The sequence below is a fragment of the Flammeovirga sp. SubArs3 genome (assembly GCF_947387565.1).
Taxonomy (GTDB): domain Bacteria; phylum Bacteroidota; class Bacteroidia; order Cytophagales; family Flammeovirgaceae; genus Flammeovirga; species Flammeovirga agarivorans.
The window spans coordinates 238,652-264,041 of the sequence record NZ_CANDOA010000003.1 but is presented as its reverse complement, the minus strand read 5'-3'; the positions used below and the strand labels follow the sequence as shown (position 1 = coordinate 264,041).

Annotated in this window: 22 protein-coding genes; 7 read left to right on the top strand and 15 right to left on the bottom strand. The window is 33.1% G+C overall.

The window, feature by feature from the left end:
* The first annotated feature begins 15 nt into the window (after positions 1 to 15).
* Positions 16 to 1,359: an adenylosuccinate lyase gene (gene purB, locus QL232_RS10205; protein WP_281614043.1), complete on the top strand. Its 1,344-nt coding sequence runs from the start codon at positions 16 to 18 to the stop codon at positions 1,357 to 1,359.
* A 59-nt stretch (positions 1,360 to 1,418) separates the two neighbouring features.
* Here the strand turns inward: purB and QL232_RS10200 are convergent, their stop codons facing one another.
* The 11 genes from QL232_RS10200 to tilS form a co-directional block, all read right to left on the bottom strand.
* Positions 1,419 to 5,153, bottom strand: a complete 3,735-nt coding sequence (locus tag QL232_RS10200; protein ID WP_168883051.1) for an ATP-binding protein — start codon at positions 5,151 to 5,153, stop codon at positions 1,419 to 1,421.
* A 108-nt stretch (positions 5,154 to 5,261) separates the two neighbouring features.
* Positions 5,262 to 5,501: a hypothetical protein gene (locus QL232_RS10195; RefSeq protein WP_281614042.1), complete on the bottom strand. Its 240-nt coding sequence runs from the start codon at positions 5,499 to 5,501 to the stop codon at positions 5,262 to 5,264.
* Between the two features lie 11 nt (positions 5,502 to 5,512).
* A complete protein-coding gene (locus tag QL232_RS10190) occupies positions 5,513 to 6,100 on the bottom strand; it encodes a DUF420 domain-containing protein (RefSeq protein ID WP_168883049.1) in 588 nt (195 codons plus the stop codon).
* Positions 6,101 to 6,125: 25 nt separating this feature from the next.
* Entirely contained in the window at positions 6,126 to 6,803 is a 678-nt protein-coding gene (locus QL232_RS10185; protein WP_281614041.1) for an SCO family protein, read from the bottom strand.
* Between the two features lie 86 nt (positions 6,804 to 6,889).
* Complete coding sequence (locus QL232_RS10180) at positions 6,890 to 7,228, bottom strand: cytochrome C oxidase subunit IV family protein (RefSeq protein ID WP_168883047.1); 339 nt, start codon at positions 7,226 to 7,228, stop codon at positions 6,890 to 6,892.
* 36 nt (positions 7,229 to 7,264) lie between these two features.
* Positions 7,265 to 8,020, bottom strand: a complete 756-nt coding sequence (locus QL232_RS10175; protein ID WP_168883046.1) for a cytochrome c oxidase subunit 3 — start codon at positions 8,018 to 8,020, stop codon at positions 7,265 to 7,267.
* Between the two features lie 128 nt (positions 8,021 to 8,148).
* Positions 8,149 to 8,730, bottom strand: coding sequence for a cytochrome c oxidase subunit 3 (locus QL232_RS10170; protein ID WP_168883045.1), 582 nt, complete (start codon positions 8,728 to 8,730; stop codon positions 8,149 to 8,151).
* Positions 8,730 to 9,671, bottom strand: coding sequence for a heme o synthase (gene cyoE, locus QL232_RS10165; RefSeq protein ID WP_281614040.1), 942 nt, complete (start codon positions 9,669 to 9,671; stop codon positions 8,730 to 8,732). Before cyoE ends, QL232_RS10170 begins: the two co-directional genes overlap by 1 nt.
* On the bottom strand, positions 9,637 to 10,656 hold the full coding sequence (locus QL232_RS10160; protein ID WP_281614039.1) for a COX15/CtaA family protein: 1,020 nt from the start codon (positions 10,654 to 10,656) through the stop codon (positions 9,637 to 9,639). Before QL232_RS10160 ends, cyoE begins: the two co-directional genes overlap by 35 nt.
* Before the next feature lie 141 nt (positions 10,657 to 10,797).
* Positions 10,798 to 11,319 (bottom strand): cyclic nucleotide-binding domain-containing protein, encoded by a 522-nt coding sequence (locus tag QL232_RS10155; protein WP_168883043.1) that lies wholly within the window; start codon positions 11,317 to 11,319, stop codon positions 10,798 to 10,800.
* Between the two features lie 8 nt (positions 11,320 to 11,327).
* Complete coding sequence (tilS, locus tag QL232_RS10150; protein WP_281614038.1) at positions 11,328 to 12,671, bottom strand: tRNA lysidine(34) synthetase TilS; 1,344 nt, start codon at positions 12,669 to 12,671, stop codon at positions 11,328 to 11,330.
* Positions 12,672 to 12,839: 168 nt separating this feature from the next.
* Between tilS and QL232_RS10145 the strand changes: the two genes are divergently transcribed.
* Positions 12,840 to 14,534, top strand: coding sequence for an OstA-like protein (locus tag QL232_RS10145; protein ID WP_168883041.1), 1,695 nt, complete (start codon positions 12,840 to 12,842; stop codon positions 14,532 to 14,534).
* Positions 14,535 to 14,611: 77 nt separating this feature from the next.
* Here the strand turns inward: QL232_RS10145 and QL232_RS10140 are convergent, their stop codons facing one another.
* The 4 genes from QL232_RS10140 to QL232_RS10125 all read right to left on the bottom strand — a co-directional run bounded on the left by QL232_RS10140 (position 14,612) and on the right by QL232_RS10125 (position 19,843).
* On the bottom strand, positions 14,612 to 16,186 hold the full coding sequence (locus tag QL232_RS10140; RefSeq protein WP_281614037.1) for a M28 family peptidase: 1,575 nt from the start codon (positions 16,184 to 16,186) through the stop codon (positions 14,612 to 14,614).
* 109 nt (positions 16,187 to 16,295) lie between these two features.
* A complete protein-coding gene (locus QL232_RS10135) occupies positions 16,296 to 16,772 on the bottom strand; it encodes an Lrp/AsnC family transcriptional regulator (protein WP_168883039.1) in 477 nt (158 codons plus the stop codon).
* Positions 16,773 to 16,987: 215 nt separating this feature from the next.
* Positions 16,988 to 18,313, bottom strand: coding sequence for an N-acetylmuramoyl-L-alanine amidase (locus tag QL232_RS10130; protein WP_281614036.1), 1,326 nt, complete (start codon positions 18,311 to 18,313; stop codon positions 16,988 to 16,990).
* 204 nt (positions 18,314 to 18,517) lie between these two features.
* Positions 18,518 to 19,843 (bottom strand): aspartate kinase, encoded by a 1,326-nt coding sequence (locus QL232_RS10125; RefSeq protein ID WP_168883037.1) that lies wholly within the window; start codon positions 19,841 to 19,843, stop codon positions 18,518 to 18,520.
* Between the two features lie 296 nt (positions 19,844 to 20,139).
* Between QL232_RS10125 and QL232_RS10120 the strand changes: the two genes are divergently transcribed.
* The 5 genes from QL232_RS10120 to pta all read left to right on the top strand — a co-directional run bounded on the left by QL232_RS10120 (position 20,140) and on the right by pta (position 25,364).
* On the top strand, positions 20,140 to 20,928 hold the full coding sequence (locus QL232_RS10120; protein ID WP_281614035.1) for a carbonic anhydrase family protein: 789 nt from the start codon (positions 20,140 to 20,142) through the stop codon (positions 20,926 to 20,928).
* A 132-nt stretch (positions 20,929 to 21,060) separates the two neighbouring features.
* Positions 21,061 to 22,368, top strand: coding sequence for a sigma-54 dependent transcriptional regulator (locus QL232_RS10115; RefSeq protein ID WP_281614034.1), 1,308 nt, complete (start codon positions 21,061 to 21,063; stop codon positions 22,366 to 22,368).
* 21 nt (positions 22,369 to 22,389) lie between these two features.
* On the top strand, positions 22,390 to 22,752 hold the full coding sequence (locus QL232_RS10110) for a hypothetical protein (RefSeq protein ID WP_168883034.1): 363 nt from the start codon (positions 22,390 to 22,392) through the stop codon (positions 22,750 to 22,752).
* An 81-nt stretch (positions 22,753 to 22,833) separates the two neighbouring features.
* Complete coding sequence (locus QL232_RS10105) at positions 22,834 to 23,214, top strand: RidA family protein (RefSeq protein ID WP_168883033.1); 381 nt, start codon at positions 22,834 to 22,836, stop codon at positions 23,212 to 23,214.
* 56 nt (positions 23,215 to 23,270) lie between these two features.
* Positions 23,271 to 25,364 (top strand): phosphate acetyltransferase, encoded by a 2,094-nt coding sequence (gene pta / locus QL232_RS10100; protein WP_168883032.1) that lies wholly within the window; start codon positions 23,271 to 23,273, stop codon positions 25,362 to 25,364.
* Positions 25,365 to 25,390 lie beyond the last annotated feature (26 nt).

Sequence of the window (25,390 nt, the reverse complement as noted above, 5' to 3'; positions counted from 1 at the left end):
AATTCCTATTACAAAATGGAGCTAAACCAACTGACTGCAGTATCTCCTATCGATGGCCGCTATAGAAACAAGGCGGAATCTCTGTCAAACTACTTTTCAGAATTTGCATTAATCAGATTTAGAGTATGGGTTGAGATTGAGTATTTCATTGCTTTATGTGAGAAACCTCTACCTCAATTAGAAGATTTTGATACTTCGTTATTTCCAGCAATGCGTAAAATCTATGAAGATTTTACAATGGAAGATGCTTTAAAAGTGAAGGAATTTGAAAGTGTTACCAATCACGACGTTAAGTCTGTAGAATATTTCATTAAAGAAAAATTCGAAGCTTTAGGTATCAAAGACCAAAAAGAATTTGTTCACTTTGGACTTACTTCTCAAGATGTAAATAACACATCAATTCCTTTATCATTAAAGAAGGCTAATGAAGAAGTGATGTTCCCAATGATCGAGGAAGTAATCAGTTTAATTGATACGTTAGCTGACGAATGGGAAAAACAACCTATTCTTGCTTTAACTCACGGACAACCTGCTTCACCTTCGCGTTTAGGTAAAGAATTTAGAGTATTTACTTACCGTTTGAAAAAACAACTTCAAACATTAAAGTCAGTTCCATATTCAGCAAAATTTGGTGGTGCTACAGGTAACTTCAATGCACACCATGTTGCATACCCTGATCACAATTGGGTAGAATTTGGTAACGATTTCGTAAATAATGCTTTAGGTCTTGATAGATCTCAATTCACAACTCAAATTGAGAATTACGACAACCTTGCAGCATTATTCGATGCTTACAAGCGAGTAAATACGATTTTAATTGATATGGCGAGAGACATATGGCAATATGTTTCAATGCGTTACTTCAAACAAAAAATCAATAAAAATGAAGTAGGTTCTTCAGCAATGCCACATAAAGTGAATCCTATTGACTTTGAAAATGCTGAAGGTAACTTAGGTATTGCAAGTGCTGTGTTAGAACACTTATCTGTAAAACTTCCTATTTCAAGATTACAACGTGACTTAACGGACTCAACAGTATTAAGAAATATTGGTGTACCTTTAGGACATATCGTGATTGCATTACAATCATTGAAAAAAGGATTAAACAAACTTGAGTTGAACTCAGCTCAATTAGATGCTGATCTTGAAGATAACTGGGCTGTAGTTGCTGAAGCAATTCAGACTGTTTTAAGAAGAGAAGGTATTCCTAATCCTTATGAGATGTTGAAAGATTTAACTCGTAAGAACGAAAAAATCACAGAAACTTCTATCAAAGTATTTATTGAAGGTCTAGAGGTATCTGATGCAATAAAAGAGGAATTAAAAGTAATCACACCTTATAACTATACTGGTGTATAATTTCTAATTCTTTAATAAAAAAGCCGTTTATCATTTCATTTGATAAACGGCTTTTTTATTTATGCTTCTGCCATAATAAATTCGACAAAGAAAGATGTCCCTTCACTTTCTTTAGTTTCAAACCAAATGCTTCCTCCCATTTGCTCTACTCCTCTTTTAGCTACAGCCAAACCAATACCTGATCCTGTTGCCTTTGTTGTAAAGTTTGGTACGAACACTTTATTCTGAACATCTTCCGGAATTCCTTTTCCATTATCAATGACGGTCACAATGGCTTTTTCTCCATTCTCATAAAGATCTATGATAATGGTTGATGGAGCTCCTTCTTCAACTGCCTGTATACCATTAAGTACTAAATTAGCTAATATTCTGGATGTCAACTTCTCATCACCATCTACCATCACATCATGACCGATTTGTGTGTTTGAGAATTGTATATCTGCCTTACTAGAATGTAGCATAATCACATCCTTTATCACTTTTGATAAATTGAAAACTTCTTTTTTAGGCACTGGCATTTGAGCAAATGCAGAGAATGATGTTACAATACCACTTAAAGTATCTACTTGATTGATAAGCATCTTAGTTGCTCTCAATAATTTAGGGTTTTCATCTGAAGTCGCCACTCTTTCCAACTGTTGCAAATAAAGCTTCATCGGTGTTAGTGGATTCTTAATTTCATGAGCTACTTGTTTTGCAACATCCTTCCAAGCACTTTCTCTCTGACTTCTTTCCAGTTCTTTCTTACTCTCTTCCAGCTTTGAAATCATCTTATTATACTCTCCTACCAATCGCCCAAATTCATCGTTAGAGTTATATAAAATAGGTTCATTCTTCTTACTTAATGTAATCCTATTCAGTTCTGGAATAATTAATTTAATTGGATTTAGAAGAGATAATGCAGCATAGTGGACAATAGGAAGTAAAGTCATGAATAGTATCGTGAAGATCATCATAATGGTAGTAATTACTTCTACTGACCTATCATCAAATCTATTCAATGATTTAAAGAACGGTATACTTACCACACCCATTACATCACCTGTATTAAAAGCTTTTACACCAATATAAGATGTATTATATTCTAAGTTTCCTATTTTCTCCTTGACAACCATTCTTGTCTTTTTCTCCTCCATAATCCCAACAAATGCTTTTGGGTTTAATTGGGAACTCAAAAGACCAGATTCAAATATTTCACTATCAGAGGCTGACTTCAGCTGACCATTACGATCATAGAATCGAATATCAGCTTGCATTACATTGGATAATTCTTGAATTAGATTATCTAATCGAATCTCCTCTTTCGATGAATATTCTTTCGACAACTCGTTATTTTGGAATAAGTTGGTCGCTACTGTCTGTGCTTTTTCCAAATACTGTCTCTGCACTTCATTTCTTGATGAGTTGACCATCACTGAACCCATCACGATAGCCAAACAAAATATAGGGAAGAAAATGGCTGCATTAAGGTATATCTGTACTTTCGACGAGAAAGAACGATTGTATTCTTTAGGATTTGATAAGTAGTTGTATGAACTATAAACGGTAAAAATAAAGAAGACAATTATTGTAAAATAAGTAGAGAACGACCTAAAGAAATCTAACAAGGTAAACTCTTTAGATGAAATCACTACAATTCTATTGTTAGCATTGGGTAATAATAAGTGTTCATAACCACCATAATCAAAATTAGAGGCTAAAGAAGAGTTTTCTTCAATATTGAAGTCCTTTAAAAAAGAGTTGCTGTAGTTATAATCACCCGAACTAAAGATCAATTCTTTTTTGAAGAAAATAGCATAAGAGTAATCCTCTTGCTTATAATGAACATTATAATTTTCATCCAAAATTGACGATTGTAAATACTTACCATCTAATGATTTTGTATTTAATTCAATCAAACAATATCCAATTGTATCTGTACTTTCAAAACGGTCGACTATCGGAATATTACATAAATAACTGTAAGTACCCTTTTGGGGGTCCATTTTGCTATTCAAACCAAAAGTTTTCGAATAATTGATATCTTTTCTTTCAAAGAAATTTTCCATCAACTGCTCGTAGGTATATTCATTATTTACGTTTTCTCCATTATCAAATGAAATGTTCACCTTAATGTCGTAACGATGACCAAACCAATCTACAATATCATTCTTAATACCTTTCGCTGCTTCAATAGCTCTTGGCTTATTTAGGTAAGCCATTGCATCTATGACAAGATCACTTTCTTTTACATCTGAGATCGTTTCTTCTAAAAATGCCTTTAAAGTAGCATCATTTGTAATTAATTTGTAGGCAAACTTCTGCTTAAATTCTTCATCTTTTCTGGTCTCATTTTTTTCAACAATCACTGCCGCCAAAATAGAAAAGAAAATGATCATAGACATTAAGTACATAATGGCTTTAAACTTTCCTACAGACAGATATTTTGGCGTATCAAACATTAATGAAACCCCTGTAAAGATGGCTAATACGTTAATGATGACAATATCTGAGGTTCCGGAGAAAAAGTGAAAAGAGAAAATTAAGATGATACTTAATAACATAGCCACAGACTTACCATAAAAGTCTAACCACCACCCAATAATTCTATAAACTAGATGCAAGTATAAACTTGATAAAAGGAATCCAAACAGTATGTTGGTCTGACCTAATAAATAAGGCATACTAATATCAAATACCGAAAATTGAATCGTTAGCTCAGAAGCTGATTCTATGATCTCCAAATAGACTTTCTCCAGTGTATTAATCACTAAAAATATCGCAATGATCATCAATGTACTTATACCAATACGTACTTTGTAATTGAGTATATACATTGAATGAATGGAGAAAAGGTCTTTAAAGTTTTTGGTGATCCATCTAAAAATCAATAGTAAGAACACCATATCAATAAAAATCACCCCAAGTGAGTCCCACTGAGATAAAACAGGGTTATCGATGGTCGTTAAAACATTATACTCATTCTTTATTATAGGATTATTTACAATACTCAATACAATTTCATGTAAACTGATCACACCTATCATAAAGACAGACAGATTGATAAATATATTACCTCCCTTCCTAACCGATTCAGTGATATATGTACTTAGTGCTGATAGAAGAAAGAATGTTGCTATTAGAACCGTAAAAATGAATATATGCCATGGTATTAACTCTACAGATACTTTCTTGGAGATATCTATAGAGAAAAGGTATTTATTAAGCTTTGTGTAAATCGATTTATAATTATCGTTTACTTTAAACTTTTCTATTGTAGGGATTTCCTTAGAACCAAAGACGAATTCATTTACATTATGGGATAAAATATTGGTAGGGTTCTCACGAATTTCTACTAAGGGAATGATCACAAAAATCTCATAATCTTGGTTATATACCATGATATTTGATTTTCTGACATAATAATAGGAAGAACCTTTCTTGATGACATCTTCTACGAAATAACTAAATAGTTTATCATCAATATATTTCAACTGTAATTTGTCATTGGACCAGAATTTCAACTCCCCTTTTTTATAAATATAAACCGGGTAATTAGTCACACTCAGTAATGTCTGAAAATTGAGTGTATTTTCTGTTTCTCCTTTGATATTGGATTTAATATCATAAATGATATCGTCAGCATTTTTTGATAATTGCTGAATTCTGTTTTGAACAAAAACATCATATTCTTCAACACTATAATATTCAACGTTGATTAAAAATATGACGATAGATAATACCGAAAATACAAGGCCCACAATGGCCTTATTATTACTATTTATTAGTTGTTTAAAAAACAGTCTTGCTTGCATAAAGCAGTATTGATAAAAAAATCGAGTAATTTCAGACTTTTACAAATTACAAAAAAACTCCAATAAGAAGTACTTATTGGAGCTTAAGATATGGGATGGTATTTATTTCTATGAAAATCCTTGAATTTTCTTTTCTCTTGTTTTCTTCACCCATAAATATACGATTGAAGAAATTAAGATGTAAGGCATAACCATAAGGTAAATAATACCTGTATTTAAACCTGCTCCCACTGCACTTTCACCTGAGCTGATATTGTTTTCAACAGTTGCTCTACACATGGCACATTGCCCAAATGTCACTGCAAAGCTCACAAAAGTGAATAGTGTTGTTAAAAGTAATTTTTTCATATTTATCTAGCTTATGCGTAAAAAGGACTAATCATTAGATAAACCAACACACCACTTACAGCAACATATTGCCAGATTGGGTAGGTCCATTTTACAATTTTCTTATGTCTTGTTACTTGCTTTGTAATTGCGAAGTAGATCGCTATTAATACCAATGGCACAACCACTGCTGAAAGCAAAATATGTGAAAGTAACAAAACTATATATACTGTTCTAGAAGTAGCTACTGCTGCAGCTTCTTCAGCAGATAATACTCCATCATGATTAACATCTCCAAAAATAGTATGACCACCTTGGAAATGGTAAATTACATATGAAACAAGGAATATAGAACCTAAAGCAAATGCGATATACATCATTAGTCTATGTAACTCTACATTACCTCTTTTAACAAAGATAAAACCTAATAATAATGCAAAAGCACTTGCTGCATTAATTACTGCATTTAAATGAGGTAGGAAGGAAACATCCAAATCACCTAGTTTACCAGTTTGAGGTATAAACAGTAATAGTGCAACAACAATTGGAATAAGAACAGATACAACCCCAATAATAATTAAAGGCAGTTTATCTTCTCTCTTTTGTTCTAATGTGTTCATTTTATATTGAATTCAATAGTAGATTTTATTCTTCTTTTAACAGTAAAGATATTTCAGTAAGTAACCTCTTTACATCATCTTGGTCTGTTCCACTGTAGAAACCTCTAATTCTACTGTGTTTATCCACCAAAATTAATTTATCGCTATGTGATAATGAAGGTTGACCTCCTAATGCTACTTCTTTTGCCGTGATATAGTAACCACATTGACCTAAATCCATGATGGTTTTCTTATCTCCAGTAAGTAGTGTCCACATATCAGTATTAATATTATTCTTTTCCGCGTACTCTGATAACACTTTTGGGGTATCATATGTTGGATCAATAGAAAAAGAAACTAGTTTTAATTGATCTTCATCTTTGAATCTTTCTTGCACTCTAAGAAGGCTTGATGTCATCGCCTTACAAATATCAGGGCAAGTTGTAAAGAAGAAGTCTGCCACATAGATGTGACCTTCTAAATTTTTATTGGTAAAAGTTTGATCGTCTTGATTGGTAAATGAGAAATCTGGAATTCTATGAACACCATCCACTTCATTGGGAGTGCAGTTCACTGATTTCAGGTTATAAACTTCTAAAGTTTCTTCTGAATTCTGTAAACTATATTCATTCGTTCCAAAGTTTTTAAGGAAGAAGAAAATAACTAAAGGTATTCCAATTAAGGTGAACAAGAATACCCACTTCTTAATATTAGGTTTGTTCATTATATGATATTATAAAAAATGGTTTGATCTCTACAAAGTTGAAGAAATCAAACCATTATATTTCAATAATTCTCAAAAATTTGAGATTACCAATTTAGAAATGCATCTAAGATGGCTTGACCTTCTACGAAAAGTGCTACACAAAGCCACACTAGGAAAAGCATTGGGAATAAAATCACAAACTTTAATAAGCTTGTTTCATGTCCTAAGTGCATAAATTCCATAATGATGTAACCCGCCTTTACGATAGTAAGGGCAACAAATAATATGTTTAATATAAATCTTGACGAACCGTCAGGCCATGCAAATGCCAAAGCAAATTCTACAAGAGTTACAGCTGCAAGAATGATAGTTACTTTTAAAACCGTCTTCATTTTTGCTGCCTTGATTTCTTCTGGTGTCATTGAAGCATCAAAATGTGCCATAATAGTAATGTTTTGAAGTTATGGAATGAAAAAATACTAAACTAAGTAGAAGAATGTAAATACGAATACCCACACTAAATCTACAAAGTGCCAGTATAATCCACCTTTCTCAATCATTTCATACGTACCTCTTTTTTCGTAAGTACCCATTACAACGTTATAGAAAATAACGATGTTTAGAATTACACCTGAAGTTACGTGAAGACCGTGGAAACCTGTAATAAAGAAGAAGAAATCAGCAAATAACTGAGGTCCATATTGATTCTCATGCAAGTTAGCACCAAAAATACGAACACCGTCACGTAAAACTCCTTCGTCAGTACCGTGAATAAAGTGAGACCATTCCCAAGCTTGACAACCTAAGAAAGTAACACCACCAACGATAGTCCAAAGCATCCATTTCTCTACTTCTTTCTGAGACTTTCTTTCTCCTGCTTCAACGGCTAATACCATTGTTACTGAAGATAAGATAAGAATGAAGGTCATTAAACCAACAAAACCTAGTGGCACATCTACTCCATGTAAACCAGGGAAAGCATTAAATACTTTTTCTGGAATTGGCCAATAGAAATTTTCCGAACTTGTTGCGAAAGTGAATTCAGAGTAAGCTCCTTCGTAAGCTGGGTGCATGTAACGAACCACGCCGTATGCAATCAATAGTGATGCAAATGTAAATGCATCCGAAACTAAGAAAAACCACATCATCAGCTTTCCATAGCTTGCCTTCATTGGTCTCTCAGCGCCGTCCCAAATACTTCTTTTGGGTGTTGTCAATGTTGTAGATGACGACATAAAGATTGGATGTTATAAAAATTATAGTGTCTGTTTGAACTTTATTTTACACAAATTAATAGTCGATTATTAACAAAAACAACTATTTGGTGACTTTTGTGCTATTTTTTTATGACGAATATCACTATTTATCTATTAAGTAACATAAAGACAAATAGATAGATCCATAGTGCATCTAAGAAGTGCCAGTAGTTTGCTACCATCTCCATTCTAACAATAGTCCCAGAATGAATCTTACCTCTTAGAGAAGCTCCAAGAATAATAAATACATATATAACCGCACTGACAATGTGAACCCCATGTAGTCCAGTTAATACATATACAAATGAACCAGATGGATTACCCACAAAATAGACATTCATTTCTACAAGGTGTTCCCATCCTACGAATTGAAGTACTAAGAAGATAAAACCTAGAACTGATGTTATGATCATTCCTTTCTTTAGTTGTCCCATATCATCTTTCTTGGCACCTAAATAAGCCCAATGCATTGTACCACTACTCAACAGGATAACAACTGTACTTACATATAAAATATTAGGCAAAGCAAACTGAGTCCAGTTACCTTCTGCTTGTCTTACGATATATGCACTTGTTAATGCAGCGAAAATCATCACAACACTAACAATAAACAACCACATCGCAAATTTCTTTGGATGCATACTTGTTGGTTTCTTTGGAGCATTGCTCACTGACATATTCGTTCTCATTATATTTTATCGAATAAATAAACTAATTGTACAATGGGTAGATAAATAAAAGAAGTAAACATAATCTTCAATGCTGATTTATCTGTTTTATCTTTCATCAAACCAAATGTTTGAAATAAGAATGCTGCACCTGCTAATGCGGCTATTAAACCAGACCACATCCCTGTCATGCCATACTGAGTAGGTAAAAAGCCAATAGGGATTAAAAACATTGTATAAATTGAAATCTGAACAGCAGTGTTCACATCTTTTTTTCCGTTAAAAGGCAACATTTTGAAGCCTGCTTTTTTGTAGTCTGTATCTGCCACCCATGCAATTGCCCAGAAGTGAGGGAATTGCCACATAAATTGTAAGGCAAATAGCACCAAACCTTCAATACCGATTTCACCAGTAGCGGCCACCCATCCAATTAACGGAGGAAAACCACCTGGGAATGCTCCAACTAATACAGATAACGGAGTAATTCTTTTTAAAGGTGTATAAACAAAAGCATATAGTACTAGCGATAGCACTGATAAAAGTGCTGCATAGACATTCACATAATATACCAAGAATGCAGCACCAACAACAGCTAAAAGTAAAGCATATAAACCCGCTTCTTTTCTGGAGATTATACCCAATGGAAGTGGCCTACCTTTAGTTCTTTTCATCATCTTATCGTGTTCCTTCTCGATAATTTGATTGATTGTATTAGCTGCACCTGTAATCATAAAACTACCTATAGCTAATGCTAAAATAGCAGTGATAGATATCTCATCAGTACCTAATAAATAACCAAAAATTCCAGAGAACACCACCACAGCTGTAAGTCTAACTTTTAGTAAATCATAAAAGTCTTTAGCTCGTGATTTTTTCTTTGAAGCTTGTAAAGATGACGTTGCTGAGTTCGAATCTGCTACTATCATATTATGCGGTTGCTTTTTGAAGTTTCGAAATGTCATTTTCTGAGTTTCCTAATACCCTTGAGTGATTGACTAATAAAGCAATGTAGAATTGACAACCTACTATTAGGGATCCTAACAATAAATGTACAGGCTGTAGAAATGCTGGAATACCAAAGTGTCCCATCACTGCACCTGAAACAACTACCGTAAATAATAATCCAAATAATACTTTAGACCATAATCTAGCAGGATGCTTCGCTTCTGTACCTTTAAATACATTTTGTATAAAAATGATGTTTAAGATTCCTACAACAATTGAGAAAGATCTATGGAAATAGAAAGTAAATCCTAATTGATCAATCCAGATGCCTCTATTCTCTTCTCCTAGTTCTCTAGCTACAAGATCAATACTTTCTCGTACTTGAGTACCCATTATGATTTGAATAAAAGACAACCCTAAAATTACATACAACCACTTGTTGATGGCCTTTAGGTTCGTAGGTTCTTTATATGTAAGAGTTTGTTTTCTAGACCTAGCTACAGCATAAATTAATATCCCGACAATTACCAAAGCAATAAGCATATGTACAGTAATTAGGACTGGGTGTAAATCTGTAGAGACTACTTTAGATCCTAACCAGCCTTCGAAGCCAACTAGAATAAAAGCTAAAAATGAAAATAAGGTAACTTGTGGGTCGTCTTTTCTATAAGGAAGTGAAAAGACAACAGTAAGAAAAATAAAGAATCCTATGAGTACACCAACTAATCTATTGACATACTCTGTCCAAGTTTTAAATACAGAAAAGTCTGCAATTTCTTTTCCTTGAACTGCAAAAATCGTTTTATAATCGTCTGGCAGTTGGCTAACATCTGTTGGAGGAACCCAAGTTCCAAAGCATTTTGGCCAGTCTGGACATCCCATTCCTGAACCTGTACTTCTTACAATCCCTCCTACCAAAATCAGGAAAAACACTGCAAAAACAGTGATGACACCAAATTTTCTATAGATGCTTCCCTTGTTTGTTGTATTGTTGCTATTCATAAGTATTATCGCGTTACCTAGTTAAAAATTCCTTTTGTTTAGTAGGATATAAATATCAACTAGGACTCTACAAAGGCAAAAATACAAAAAACATCTAATTTACATGACATTCGTCATGTTTTATTTATGATATTATTACAATTAAAATGGCATAAAGGCTCTTCCAAGGTCAAAAAAGCCAAATGATTCCTTGTATGCTCTAAATAAATGGCTCGTAAATCGATCATATATCTCTGCCATACTCACCATCATTTTTGCTTGAATTTTAATATTTTCTTCAAAAATATCATGTATCACAGCACTTGGAATAACGTAAACGTCAGCATGTTCCGAAAAGCAAACTGCGTTATAAGGTCTATTCGTACCTTCGAGAATTGCATTATCTCCAAAGGTTTCCGTCGCCTTCAGGTGTACTAAATCCTCAAACTTATCTTCAATATCAATGTTAAGAGTAATAATTCCACTATTTACTAAATATAAAGCCTGACTTGGATCATCTCTAAAGAAAATTACCTCACCTTTAGTATAATGACGCAAATGAAGATGAGGAGCAAATTTAGCAAGTTCTTCATCAGATAGTTTTGAAAAAAGAATACCCTTTCTCATAAAATCAAAAAGTGTTCTTTCTTCAGTAGTATATGTTTTCTTAAAAATATTTAGCATAACCAAATCTACGATTTTAAAGTGATCTCAAATAGTTTTGCAGGAAATTTTTTAATTCTCAACTTTTCTGAATTTCTATATCCAACTACTGATAATACTTCACCTGAATTAGCTTGTATTACAAAAACGTTATCTCTTAAATAAGCTGGTACTCCCTCATCTTGAAGTAAATCTTTCACCGTTTTTGATTTCCCTTTCATCCCAAAGGGTTTAATTCTATCTCCATCTTCTACATTTCTCAGAATTAGTGGAAAGAACTCTTCTTGGATATATATTGAATTCTCTGATAGACCCGATAAAGCTACAACTTCTACAACTTTAACATCAATAGAGGTAGAAGCAATGGTATAACTCCCTTCATTATTAATCTCTAATTTATCTGAATAATGATTTTTAGTGACCTTTTTTAATATCAATTGGTCAGTAGTTGTCATCAAAACATATGAATTATCATTATTGTAAAAAGTCAGCCCTGCCTTGGTATGTTTCTCATAGATATTCACTACCGTCACCCAATCAAAATGATATTCTTTTAATTGGTAGAATAGAATAATTAAGGCATCATCTTTATTAAAATATTGACGATAGTTGATATATATTTCATCTTGAGTAACCTCCCAATTGTATTTCTTGATTCCTTTTACCTTCTTAAGAAACACATTTTCTATTTGACTTAATTTATGTGATGTATTCGCTATTGCCTTTTCTACCTGTGGATTAATTTCTGACATCAAAGGAATAATCTTATTACGAATTAAATTCCTGGCGTATTTATTAATACTATTTGAGCTATCTTCTCTCCAACCTTCCTTTGAAAATTGTACAAATTCTTTCAATTCAGTCTTTGACGCAAATAGTAAAGGTCTGATCACATCTCTATTCTGAAATTTAATCCCATGTAATCCTTCAATGCCTGTTCCTTTTATTAAATTAAATAATACCGTTTCAACACTATCAGATTTATGATGTGCCGTAGCTATGTAATCAAAGCCCTCTTCCTTTTTTAATTCATCAAACCAAGTATATCGAATATCTCTAGCAATCATTTGTGTTGACTGATTACTTTCTTGAACTAGCTTTGAGGTATTAACATTCTTTATGTGAATATTTACTTTCTTCTTTTTCGCAAAATCACGCACAAACTCCTCATCTTCATTACTTTCTTCCCCTCTAAGGTTAAAGTTCATATGAGCCAGCGTAACATTATAACCATGTTTCACGAATAAAAGACATAGTGCAACAGAATCAACGCCACCACTAAATGCAAGAAGAATTCTATCTGATTTTCTCAACCCTTTATTTTTAATAAAAGTTAAAAATTGGACAGATAAATTATTTTGATTGTCATACATGTGTGTCAAGTTTAAATATTCATGAAAGTTTAACCTTGAAAATCATATGAATTCATAAATATTTCAATGGTAATTCATAATATTCATGGAAAATTGGTTTAACAAGGATAAATTTGCAAGCTAGCAAAATTAAAAAAATTGCTCGATCTCTTAAGTAGTTAAAAGATAATGAAGAAAAAATTTTTTTTAGGTCTAATTGTATTTCTCACGATGGTAATGTCCATCAATGTCAATGCTCAAAATCAAGATAAAGTTAGAATTAGTGCTGCTAGATCTAAAGGTATATCTGGATGGAGAGTATTCTACAGTTCACCTACAAAGAGGGTAAAATTAGATCAGAAGACCACCACAATTTATTGTGACGAGGCAAGACAAGAAATCAAAACTGAAAGAGTAATCGCTACTGGTAATGTTATCGTCATCGATAAAAAGACAAAAATTACTGGTGACAAAATGGATTACGACAAACGCAACGGTCAAGTAATCATCACAGGTAAAATCGTTAAATTAATTGACGAAGATGTAGTATTAGTTACTGACAAACTTTATTACAATACAACTACTAAAGATGCTAAATACCTTACAGGTGGTACTGTTACTCAAGAAACAATGGTACTTACTTCTATTGAAGGTTACTTGAAAAAGAAAGAATTAATTTTCGTAAAGGATGTTGTAATGGATGATACTGTCAAAGTACAACACCTAGTTACGGAGAAATTGATTTACGATAGAGATACTAAAATTGCCATTTTCAATACTAGAACAAGAATTGAAAGTAAAGATGGTGATGTAGAGGCGAATGCAGGTACATATAACACTGAAAGTGGTAAGGTACATTTCGAAGGATCTGCTGTTGTTGAAAATGAAAAATACATTTTAATTGGCGACAAAGTTGATACAGATAAAAATTCTGGTAATTCAACGGCTATTGGCAATGTAATTTTCTACAGTAAGCTCGATACAGCCATGATTTACGCCGACTATGTTGTAAGAGAAGATAGCTCTACTTTTGCCTATGGAAACGCGTTAATGAGTAAACCTATCAATGGCAATTGGATGGATATGTATTACCTAGCGGCTGATACTCTCCACTCTATTAATGATACGACTACCAAAGAAAATACTCTTTATGCGTATCATAATGTAGCTATGTGGAACAAGGACATGAAATCAAGGTGTGATTCATTAGTCTACTACTATAACGACTCAATGATTTATTTCTATGATGATCCTCGTATCTGGGCTCAGAAGTCTCAAATGACAGGCGAAACCATCAGAACAGATATCACTTCTAAAGGTGTTGAAAGATTATACTTGAATCGTAACGGTTTTATTATTTCTGAAGATACTATCCAAAACTTTAACCAAGTGAAGGGTAAAAAAATCATTGCACACTTTGAAGAGAATCAGCTAAACAAAGTAGATGTAAAGGGTAATGGTATGACTCGATTCTTCCAACTAACAGACGATAAGAAGAATATTTATGCCTTGAATAAATCTTCATGCCCAAGTATGACGATCTATTTTGAAGTTGGTAATGAGGTGGAAAATATTGAGTACAATGCTAAAGCAAACTCAACAGTATTACCTCCAAGTAAAATTCAAGGTCCTGATAAGTATCTACCTGGTTTTAAAAATAGATTTGATGAGATTCCTCCAAAATCTGAATTGCTAACTAGAGTTCGTACTAGAAGAGACTTACCTGATAATATGCCAAGAGACCCTGTTATTGGACAAAGTGAGATTAAAATCCTTTGGGATGGATCACAAGTTCTAAACAAGAATTACAAGGGAGAACCTCTTTTTAAAGATCGTCCAAAAAGACCATCGTCAGGACAAGCGGAAGCAAAAAATGAAGATTAACCTTCTTCCATAGATATATAAAAGAAAGGCTTACATTCAATCATGAATGTAGGCCTTTCTTTTATTGGAAATTTATATTATTTACTTCCATTGTCTTCTTTATCAACAACAGGAGCTTTATCTCTATGCGCTAATTCCCATGCTGTGGCAAAAATCAATTGAGCTCTATTTTGCATTGGCCCAAAAGCGATTTTGTCTACTGTATCTGTCGGCTGATGATAATCTTCATGAGTACCATTAAAATAGAAGATTACAGGAACACCATGCTTAGCAAAGTTATAATGATCAGATCTATAGTAATATCTATTTGGATCGTTCTTCTCATTATAAGTATAATCTAAAGCTAAATCCGATTTATAAGTTTGAGATACTTGTGTATGAATGCTATGTAAATCCGATGACAACATATCAGAACCAATCACATAAACGAAATTAGGCTGATCTTTATGAGCATCATCTCCTCTACCAATCATATCTACGTTTAAATCTGCAATTGTTTTTTCCATTGGGAAAATTGGGTGCTCCGAATAGTATTCTGAACCTAACAAACCTTTCTCTTCGCCTGTTACAGTCATAAATAGAATAGATCTACGAGGACCTTTACCATCTTTCTTGGCTTGAGCAAAAGCATCTACAATTTCTAAAACACCTGTTGTACCAGAACCATCATCATCGGCGCCATTATGAATTTTTCCATCAATAATACCAACATGATCATAGTGTGAAGTAACAACTAATACCTCATCCTTAAGATCAGTACCTTCCATAAAACCTAAAACATTTTCAGTTGGAACCCTCATTGTAGAAAATTCCGCATCGATAGATACTTTAAATGTAGTATGCTTCGGAGACTCCTGCTTCTTAAGAGATTTTGCAATAGCTTTATTAAATTTAGACTCATCAAGTCCTAATACTTCCATAAATGTAGAAGGCTTACCTAATACTAAACCAAAGCTATTTTGCTCATTAGATTTTTGAGGTTTATTAAAAGTTAATCTACCTTTCTTTAAGTAACTAGCATAACGGCTAGTTTGTGTATTAAATTTCTCATCCGATTCAGGAAGAATAATTGCAAAGGCTGCACCTTTCTCAGCTGCATATTTTGCTTTTCTTCTTAATCCGTTCACTTTTGCTTCTGGACCATATTCATCTGGTGAATCTTGGAAGAAGATTACCCCCTTTCCTTTTACATCTACTCCTGCATAATCATCAAATGTTTTTGTTGAATCTCCAAATCCAACAAAAATTAATTCAACGTCCTCTTTAATTGTAAAATTACCATATGGGAATATATCATCGAATAATTTTGCTGATTTACCATTTGCTGAAATAGTAAAGTTGGTATACTTCTGATTATATAAATCAAACTGCTGAAAATAAGGATTTGGATTGTCTTTTACAGGACCAACCAATCCTTTATTCATAAAATGTTTTGCAATGTAATCTGCAGCCATTTTCTGACCTCGCTCACCAGTTTCTCTACCTTCGTACTCGTCTGAAGCAAGAATTGATAAATGTCCTTTCAATTCTTCTTGGGTAATGGTGTTCATGTACTTCTGTACATCCTCGGCATTTGATTCAAGCTTGATATCCTGTGCATTCATAGAAGTAAACGCAAAGGTTAAAGCTGCTAATAGATTTGTTTTTTTCATTAAATAAAATCGATGAAATGAACTTAGTTTGAATGTAAGTATTGAATTGGAAAATAATACAGTGCTATTATTTATTCATAGATAGCACTGTATTATTAATTGTTGTTCTCTAAGGAACTGGAATAGTATGAGCATCTTTTGGAGAAGATAAAACAATCATAGATTGTAAATCATCTACTTCTTTGATCTCACTTAACTTATTCAACAGTACTCTTTGATATTCTTCAATATCAGTTGTAATCACTTTTAAAAGATAGTGACTATTCCCTGTTACGTGATGGCACTCAATCACTTCTGGAATTTGATCCACTTGTCTTAAAAACGATGTATGATTTTCTTGATTATGTTTTTCAATTTTCACATTTACAAACGTCGTTACTCCCAAGCCTAAAGCCTTAGTATTCAATTTAGCATGATAGCTTTCAATGATACCGGAATTCTCGAGTTTCTTTACTCTTTCTAATGTTGGAGCAGGTGAAAGGTCGATTTCTTTAGACAATTGAGCGTTAGTGATTTTTGCTTGTTTCTGAAGAATATCCAGTATTCTTCTATCGGTATGGTCCAACCTTAATGCAGCCTTTTTCATTTTATGCTATAATGTGGTGTTTTAAAAAAATATGGAATTGGTATTTATGTATGCTGGTCGATTATTTAGCATAGACAGCATCCACTATTTAATTTGTGGGCAATTTATAATAATATTTTGTGATATACCAATACAACCAACTAAAATTCTGCTACGTGTAATATAGTTTAACTTCTTTGGAATTTTATAGCTTTAAATAGCCTCTATTGGTACATTTAAGGGGTATGTTGGCTTTTTATATAATTGACATAATTCAAGATTCCATAAAAATAACTATTAGCTACTTCTATTACTCTTGGTGAAATGTTTCCATTTTTTTTATCATTATCATTTAGTGCTCTTAGCTCCTTTTCGTTGTCTTGTAATAACGGTTCACCATAACACATTGGCGAATTTAAAAGTCTACACAATCTTAAATTTCTTGCGTAGATTCCATTCCCTAATGGCAATGCTACATTCTTAAGGTATCTAGGTTCAGTAGTTGGGTCTACCGCAGGAACATCTAAGTAATCTTCAAACTGTTCCATCACAAACTTACTTAGGTAATAAGAGTTTTTAGTATAGTCGCTTATCAAGATACGTAGGAAATCATATCGGTCTCTTTTTGTTGCCAACTCTTTAGAAAGAAAGGAACCCGGAATAAAGCTCATACTAAAGTTCCTTTTTGATGGTTTATTCCAACCGACATTTAATTCATCAGCATTATAATGTAATACTACTGTTACATCAGGTTTGAAGTAATTTATTTTTTGTGCTCTTACTTCTAAATCATCTTGTAAGTAATACTGTCTATAAATTCTAGATTCTGGGGTATGATACAAGATGTGCATCATCTCTTTTTTAGTAAGCTTGTGCTGGTGTAGCTTCCCTTGTAGGTGTCTCTTTTTCCATAAATTATATGATTCCTTTGAGGCTCCTGAATTTCCAGCTGTTTCTCTAGTTAAAAAGACTTTTGCCCCATACTTTTCAAGACTATCTTTTAGGATATAGGCTGTAGTTAATGTTAAGTCTCCTTCTTTTAATTGAATGTGAGTACCATCTTTCAATTTCATATCGACAAACCTTCCTTCAACTTTAGCCATTTTCATGTCCTCCGCAATATGTCCAGGGTCAATGGCAACACGAATTCCTGATAATGGTTTCATGATAGACGAAGGAGTAAAAGTCGTCATGCTTTTCAATATTTGAACGGATTGAATCACATCAGGAGTAAAGGGCTTCACTCCTTTATTACAATACACTTGATATTGGTAACTTCTATCGGAATATTCAAAAACGTCTTTTAATGTGGATAATTCATCCCATCGAACATAGAACTCCGCTCTATTTTGTTTTCTATGAGCAGGTGAAGCATAAACTATAATTCCCCTTTGATCAATAGAGAAATATTCATAAAGTTTAGGGCTTTTGACCAAATACTTCTTCGCTCTCCTTTTGTAGTAATGGGCTAATTGCTGATTTATTTGAGCATATATGTCCCCACTACTACATAAAGTACATAGTATTATGGCTACACATTTATATATGCTGCTAATCTTCATTTAGGAATACATTACAGTTATTTATTTACGACTTTAAAGGAAATGAAAGATTTTATATTACGAGTAACAATGAATCATCACATCATAGGATGAACAAAGTTGAGAATATCTGATGTAATTACATAAAAAATAGCAAAAAAAATGCTCTAACCGCAATAGTTAGAGCACTTTAAATTGAAATATAAATAATCCTTCTAGTTATTCTTAAACCAAAGAAGTAGTATATAATTCTGAATGAAGTAGGTTTAATGCCTCATTTTTATTTTCCGAAGGAATTAAAATAGAGATATTATTTGCACTACCGCCGTATGAAATCATACGAACTTTTAATGAATTTAATGCTGTTGTCACTCTAGAAACAATTGTTGAATCTTCAATTAAACCTTGACCAACAACACAAACGATTGACTGATCTTCGTCTACCTCAACTTGACCTAATTCTCTTAAGTCAGCTAAGATTGATTGAAGATTGTCTGTTTTATCAATAGTTAATGATACGGCAACCTCTGAAGTAGTAATCATATCAATTGGTGTTTGATAATCTTCAAAGATTTGGAATACATTTTTCAAGAAACCGTAGGCCATTAACATTCTAGAAGATCTAATCTTAATAGCAACAATACCATTCTTAGCTGCAATAGATTTTACAGGTAAGCTTGTATCGCAATTTGGTCCAATTACAGTACCTAATGCTTCAGGTTGCATTGTATTTTTTAAACGAACAGGAATATTTTTCTTCTTCGCTGGTAATACTGTAAGTGGGTGTAGAATTTTTGCACCAAAGTAAGCTAACTCGGCTGCTTCATCGTATGTTAAACACTCAACAGCTTTGGTTCCTTCAACAAAACGAGGGTCGTTGTTGTGCATACCATCGATATCCGTCCAGATTTGAACCTCTTTAGCATTAGCACAAGCTCCAATAATTGATGCTGTGTAATCACTACCTCCTCTCTTAAGGTTATCTACTTGCTCAAATTCGTTTGTACAGATATATCCTTGTGTGATAAATAAATCTACACCTTTATGTTGAGCTAAAACTTCTGCTAATCTTTTCTCAATCTCATCGTACAATGGCTCTCCATTTTCTGTACGCATAAAGTCTAATGCTGGGATTAAAGCAGAATTTACTCCTTGCTCTTCTAAATACAACTGCATTAACTTTGTTGAGATCAACTCTCCCTGTGCATGAATTTGTCTTTCTTCTATTTCTGAGAATCCTTCAACGCTAAATGACTTTAGTAAAGCATATTTTTCTTCCATTAAATCATTTGCTTGATCTCTTGAAGATTGTTCTTGAAGTAATTCAAAAATATGTTTATCGTATTTCGGACGGAAATCTTCAACTAATTTTTCAGCTAATTGCTTATCACCTGCAAAATATGCATCACAAATACCTACTAAAGAGTTTGTTGTACCTGAAACTGCTGATAAAACAACGATTTTAGACTCGCCTCCTACGATTAGGTTGCTTACCTGTATCATATTTTCTGCTGAACCAACTGAAGTACCACCGAACTTATAAACTAACATCGCACTAGAAATTTTTTGTGTTTAATTTTTGATAGTACAAATATGAATGTCTCAAGATCGATCAAGAAAAAAAAAGACAATAAATACCCAAATAACACATGGTGTTATAAATAAAACAACGCTAGTTATGAGAAATAACAAAGTCTATGTTTTTTTAATAAAATATCTTAATTTTGGAAGGTGACAATAATTACTTATTCTATCTATTCTTCATCATCTATAACAACTAATTATTTTTTGACCTTGCGTTCTCATTATTTCATTTCAAAGCAAGTCAATATTATTCTCTCATAGTTATGAAACAAATTTTACTACAACTAAGTATTTTCTGTGCATTACTTATATCTTGTGAAAATACAAAACAGTCCGTAAAAGAACATGATGACCATGTGGCTATATCAGAAACTCCTTATGCAGTACCTAATGGGGAATTTGGTGACATTCAATCTCCAATTAATATTTTAACAGGGAAAGTTGACGATGTGATCCATTCAAAATTAAATATTGAAGCACATTGTAATGCCGTTGAAAATAAAGGACATACTGTACAATTAGATTTTGATAGTACATCTCAATTATATTTTGATGATGTAAAATACAATTTCAAACAATTACACTTCCATACTCCTTCAGAACATCAAATTGATGGTATCACTTATCCAATGGAATTACATATGGTAAATGTGTTGGATCATGATCAATCAGAAAAGCCTCATTATTTAGTAATTGGTGTACTTTTCAAAATGGGTAAAGAAAATCCATTTATCAATGAGTTCATCAACAAGATTCCTAAAGATGAGAATGGTATTGCTAATGTTACTGATCAGGAAGTGAGATTGGAAGACTTATTTGGTAAATATGGATGTGAGGAAATGAAGCATTATTATCATTACAATGGTTCATTAACAACACCTCCATATACAGAGACCGTTTCTTGGCATATCAACCAAGTTATTTTTGAAGCTAGTGCTGATCAAATTCAGTTCCTAAATAAATTGGAAGGCAATAATGCCAGACATATCCAAGATCTAAAAGGTAGACATGTTGAAAAAGAAGACCTTTTAGTGACTACAAAACATATTTAATCACAACATTATATTGTCATTAAGAAAAGTCACCTATTATATAAGGTGGCTTTTTTTATTAGCTACTTTTTTCAAGAAGTTATTATTTTTGTTCTTTGTATTACTATACTCCAACCCTAATTCAAAGATTGAATGAATATCTGTATCATAACAAAAAACGACAATATTTTACTTCCTTTTTATGAGCCTGAAATTTTACAGAACCATACAATCATTCATTTAAATCAAGAAGACAGAATTCATACTATTGAAAAAAATATTGATCTGTTATTCTGGGATGAAAACATTAGTGATAGTAGTATCAAACAAATAGGCAAATATCTTAAAGCATTTCATCAGATACATCAGTTTATACTTATCTCTACCTCTAACAACATCTATAATTATAAACTAGCTATAGAAAACAAGTTTCAAGATTTTCTTCTTTTTGATGAAAATTTCGAGAAAAGTGTGGTCTCAACTATACAAAAGGCACAAGTAGAAAACTTTGACAATTTAGAAGATCCAGATTACTCTTATTTAATTAAAGGTGAATCGAAAGCCATAGAAAAGGTTTTCGAAGTGATGAAAAAAGCCTCAGGTACCAATATCAATGTCAATATCACTGGAGAAACGGGAACCGGTAAAGAATTAATTGCACAAGGCATCCATGATCAGTCGTTAAGAAAACAATTTCCATTTGTTGCAGTAAATGTTGGTGCTATTCCAAAAGACCTTATTGAGAGTGAACTTTTCGGACATGAAGTGGGAGCATTTACCGGAGCGACAAAAAAGAGAATAGGAAAGTTTGAAGAAGCCGAAAAAGGTACATTGTTTCTCGATGAGATAGGAGAATTACCCTTAGAACTACAAACGAAACTATTAAGAGTATTACAAGAAAGAGAAATAACAAGAATTGGTGGGAATGATGTCATACCTGTTGATGTACGGTTAATTACTGCCACACATAGAAACCTTCGAAATGAAGTGGCTGAAAATAAATTTAGAGAGGATTTATACTACAGATTATTGGGTTTACCCCTACAACTACCACCATTAAGGGAAAGAATGGAAGATATTCATGTACTCTCGTCTCACTTTTTACAAGAAGCATCTCTTGAATTTGGGCAAACTCAAGCAAAATATTTATCCAAAGGTGCTTTCAATAAAATCAATGCATATAGCTTCCCAGGAAATGTCCGACAATTAAAAGCAATTATTGACTTAGCAGTAGTTTTATCTGATGATAATGAGATAAAATCGAAAGATATTCACTTAGAAAAAGAGGAAACTTCTACAGATTTACTCAAAAAAGAACGAACAATGGAAGAATATAACATCGAAATTATCGAGTTCTTTTTGAAAAAATACAAAGGAAAGGTAAATTATGTAGCTGATAAACTTGATATCAGTAAATCTAAAATCTACCAATTGATTAAAGATGGTAAGATAACCAAGTAATAACACCAAATTATTAACCACATGAGTACAACCCAAAACATGAGAATGTTCGATACTACCCAGCTAGAAGCATTATCAAGAGGTGATAATTCTTTTGTTATTAAAATGATAGAATCCTTTAAAACCAACCTTGTAGAGGGTATTGATGAAATAAATGATGCAAAAAGCTATAACGATTGGCTAACTATAGGTAAAGTTGCCCACCGTTTAAAACCTTCGTTTCAAATACTAAATGTCACTTCGATGGCTGACATTGTATTGAGTTTGGAGAAGGATTTCAAAAAAACTGATTTCAGTGAAGAGGAACATGAACAACTTATTGCTAAGTTTTTAGCCGATAGCAAAATATTATTGGGTCAAATTCAAACTTTTTTGCATAATTAATGTAAAAACTGACATGTGTCACTATGAGCGCAATTCTATCTGTCTATTTTTGTGAATTATTATGAAAATTATCACACTCTCATGAAAACAATAATTTACAGCGAATTAGCTCCTAGTCCACTAGGCCCTTACTCTCAAGCAGTTTTATCCAACGACACTTTGTATGTATCTGGACAAATTGCTATCGACCAATCTACAGGAAATTTCGTTTCTGACGGAATTGAAAATGAGACTCATCAAGTAATGAAAAACATCGGTTATGTTCTGGAAGCAGCAGGCATGACGTACGAGAACGTAGTAAAATGTAGCATCTTCGTGAGAGACATGAATGATTTTGCTAATATTAATGGAGTATATGCTACTTACTTCAATGAAGAAACAGCACCTGCAAGAGAAACTGTACAGGTAGCTCGCCTTCCAAAAGACGTAGGAATAGAAATTTCGTGTGTTGCAGTAAAATAAATTATTTGCAGTAACCCATAGATCAAAATACAGACAACAATCACTTATTAAATTAAATGACTAATTCGATTTACATCAGCACAGCTGAACCGAATAGCGGAAAAGCCTTAGTTGCTTTAGGGATCCTTGAAAGTTCTTTACGTAAAAGTTCTAAGGTTGGATTCTTTAAACCAGTTATTGGCGATTTCCAATCTGCCAAAGACGATGAGCATATTTCTTTAGTTATCGACCATTTTAATCTTGATCTTAACTATGAAGAGGCTTATGGTTTAACATTAAAAAGAGCTAACGAATTAATTTCTCAGGGCAAAAAAGATGAAATGTTAGAAATCGTGATCAGCAAGTACAAGAGACTTGAAGACCGTTTCGATTTTATCTTAATTGAAAGTAGTGATTACAAAAATAGTATCACTCTTGAGCATAGCTTAAATATTGAATTTGCTAAAAACTTAGCTGCTCCGGTATTAGTACTTACTAATGCAAACAACAAGTCTACAGATGACTGTGTAGATGCATTAAGAGTAGCTATCGATGATTTCGAATCAAGTGATTGTGAGGTAATTGGTGCTATTGTAAACCGAACTAACAGTGATATCATTAACGACTTAAACGTTAAACTTGCTGATCAGTTTAAGAATAAAAAAATGCTTTTATCGACAATTCCTGCCGATGAAAGAATTTCTTCCCCTACAGTAAGAGATATCGCAGAGCACTTGGATGCAAAAGTATTATATGGTGTTAGAAACATGGATGTATTAGTAGATAACATCACTATTGCAGCCATGCAAATGCAAAACTTCTTACCAAAAATTAAAGAAAACTCTTTAGTTATTACTCCTGGTGATAGAGGCGATATCGTGTTAGGTACTCTATCTGCACATAGAGCACAATCTTATCCAAATATCTCTGGTATGTTATTAACAACTGGATTGGAGCCTGATGAGTCTATTAAGAAGGTAATTGAAGGTATGAAGGACATGTTCCCTATTCTTTCTGTTCCTGCAAACACATATCTAACAGCCAACTTCGCTAATGAAGTTTCTGCATCGATGCGTCCGAATGATTTATCTAGAATTGCTTACGCAAAAGAATTATTCGACAAGCATGTAGATTCTAAAATGTTGTCTGAATTGCTTGCCACTGTTAAGGTGAAAGGTATGACACCTAAGATGTTCCAATACCAATTAACTGAAAGAGCAAGACAGAAGAAAGCTAGAATCGTTCTTCCAGAAGGTAACGATCCTCGTATTTTGGAAGCATCTGCAATTCTTTCTTCACAAGATATTGTAGATATTATCTTATTGGGTAATAAAGAAGAAATCGTTGATGTTGCTCGTAAGAACGCTATCAATATCGATTTTGATCTATTAGAAATTATCAACCCAGTAGAGTACCATAAATTCAGTGAGTATGTAAATACTTTATATGAATTAAGAAAACATAAAGGTATGAACTTGGATATGGCTACCGATGCAATGTCTGATGTTTCTTACTTTGGTACTATGATGGTACAAATGGGTGATGCTAACGGTATGGTATCTGGTGCAGTTCATACTACAGCAGCAACAATTCGTCCGGCATTACAGGTCATTAAAACAAAGCCAGGTACTTCTGTAGTTTCTTCTGTATTCTTTATGAGTTTACCAGATAGAGTTTTAGTTTATGGTGACTGTGCTGTAAACCCTAACCCTAATTCTGAGCAGTTAGCAGAAATTGCATTATCGTCTGCAGAAACAGCTATTGCTTTTGGTATCGAGCCTAAAATTGCAATGCTATCTTACTCTTCTGGTTCATCAGGATCTGGTGAACAAGTTGAAAAAGTGCGTAAAGCAACAGAAATTGCTCAAGAAAAGCGTCCTGACTTAAAAATTGAAGGTCCTATCCAATACGATGCGGCCGTAGACCCTAAAGTTGGTGCTCAAAAAATGCCAGGTTCAGAAGTTGCAGGTCAAGCTAATGTATTGATTTTCCCTGACTTGAACACTGGTAACAATACTTATAAGGCAGTACAAAGAGAAACAGGTGCTATCGCTATTGGTCCTGTTCTTCAAGGTTTAAATAAACCAGTGAATGACCTTTCTAGAGGTTGTTTAGTAGAAGACATCTTGAACACAGTGATTATCACTGCTATCCAAGGTAACCAAGCATAATTTGATCTATAATACTTATCATTAAA

Coding starts and splice junctions, on each gene's coding strand:
- purB (WP_281614043.1), top strand. CDS start 16: ATGGAGCTAAACCAACTGACTGCAGTATCTCCTATCGATGGCCGCTAT.
- QL232_RS10200 (WP_168883051.1), bottom strand. CDS start 5,153: ATGCAAGCAAGACTGTTTTTTAAACAACTAATAAATAGTAATAATAAG.
- QL232_RS10195 (WP_281614042.1), bottom strand. CDS start 5,501: ATGAAAAAATTACTTTTAACAACACTATTCACTTTTGTGAGCTTTGCA.
- QL232_RS10190 (WP_168883049.1), bottom strand. CDS start 6,100: ATGAACACATTAGAACAAAAGAGAGAAGATAAACTGCCTTTAATTATT.
- QL232_RS10185 (WP_281614041.1), bottom strand. CDS start 6,803: ATGAACAAACCTAATATTAAGAAGTGGGTATTCTTGTTCACCTTAATT.
- QL232_RS10180 (WP_168883047.1), bottom strand. CDS start 7,228: ATGGCACATTTTGATGCTTCAATGACACCAGAAGAAATCAAGGCAGCA.
- QL232_RS10175 (WP_168883046.1), bottom strand. CDS start 8,020: ATGTCGTCATCTACAACATTGACAACACCCAAAAGAAGTATTTGGGAC.
- QL232_RS10170 (WP_168883045.1), bottom strand. CDS start 8,730: ATGAGAACGAATATGTCAGTGAGCAATGCTCCAAAGAAACCAACAAGT.
- cyoE (WP_281614040.1), bottom strand. CDS start 9,671: ATGACATTTCGAAACTTCAAAAAGCAACCGCATAATATGATAGTAGCA.
- QL232_RS10160 (WP_281614039.1), bottom strand. CDS start 10,656: ATGAATAGCAACAATACAACAAACAAGGGAAGCATCTATAGAAAATTT.
- QL232_RS10155 (WP_168883043.1), bottom strand. CDS start 11,319: ATGCTAAATATTTTTAAGAAAACATATACTACTGAAGAAAGAACACTT.
- tilS (WP_281614038.1), bottom strand. CDS start 12,671: ATGTATGACAATCAAAATAATTTATCTGTCCAATTTTTAACTTTTATT.
- QL232_RS10145 (WP_168883041.1), top strand. CDS start 12,840: ATGAAGAAAAAATTTTTTTTAGGTCTAATTGTATTTCTCACGATGGTA.
- QL232_RS10140 (WP_281614037.1), bottom strand. CDS start 16,186: ATGAAAAAAACAAATCTATTAGCAGCTTTAACCTTTGCGTTTACTTCT.
- QL232_RS10135 (WP_168883039.1), bottom strand. CDS start 16,772: ATGAAAAAGGCTGCATTAAGGTTGGACCATACCGATAGAAGAATACTG.
- QL232_RS10130 (WP_281614036.1), bottom strand. CDS start 18,313: ATGAAGATTAGCAGCATATATAAATGTGTAGCCATAATACTATGTACT.
- QL232_RS10125 (WP_168883037.1), bottom strand. CDS start 19,843: ATGTTAGTTTATAAGTTCGGTGGTACTTCAGTTGGTTCAGCAGAAAAT.
- QL232_RS10120 (WP_281614035.1), top strand. CDS start 20,140: ATGAAACAAATTTTACTACAACTAAGTATTTTCTGTGCATTACTTATA.
- QL232_RS10115 (WP_281614034.1), top strand. CDS start 21,061: ATGAATATCTGTATCATAACAAAAAACGACAATATTTTACTTCCTTTT.
- QL232_RS10110 (WP_168883034.1), top strand. CDS start 22,390: ATGAGTACAACCCAAAACATGAGAATGTTCGATACTACCCAGCTAGAA.
- QL232_RS10105 (WP_168883033.1), top strand. CDS start 22,834: ATGAAAACAATAATTTACAGCGAATTAGCTCCTAGTCCACTAGGCCCT.
- pta (WP_168883032.1), top strand. CDS start 23,271: ATGACTAATTCGATTTACATCAGCACAGCTGAACCGAATAGCGGAAAA.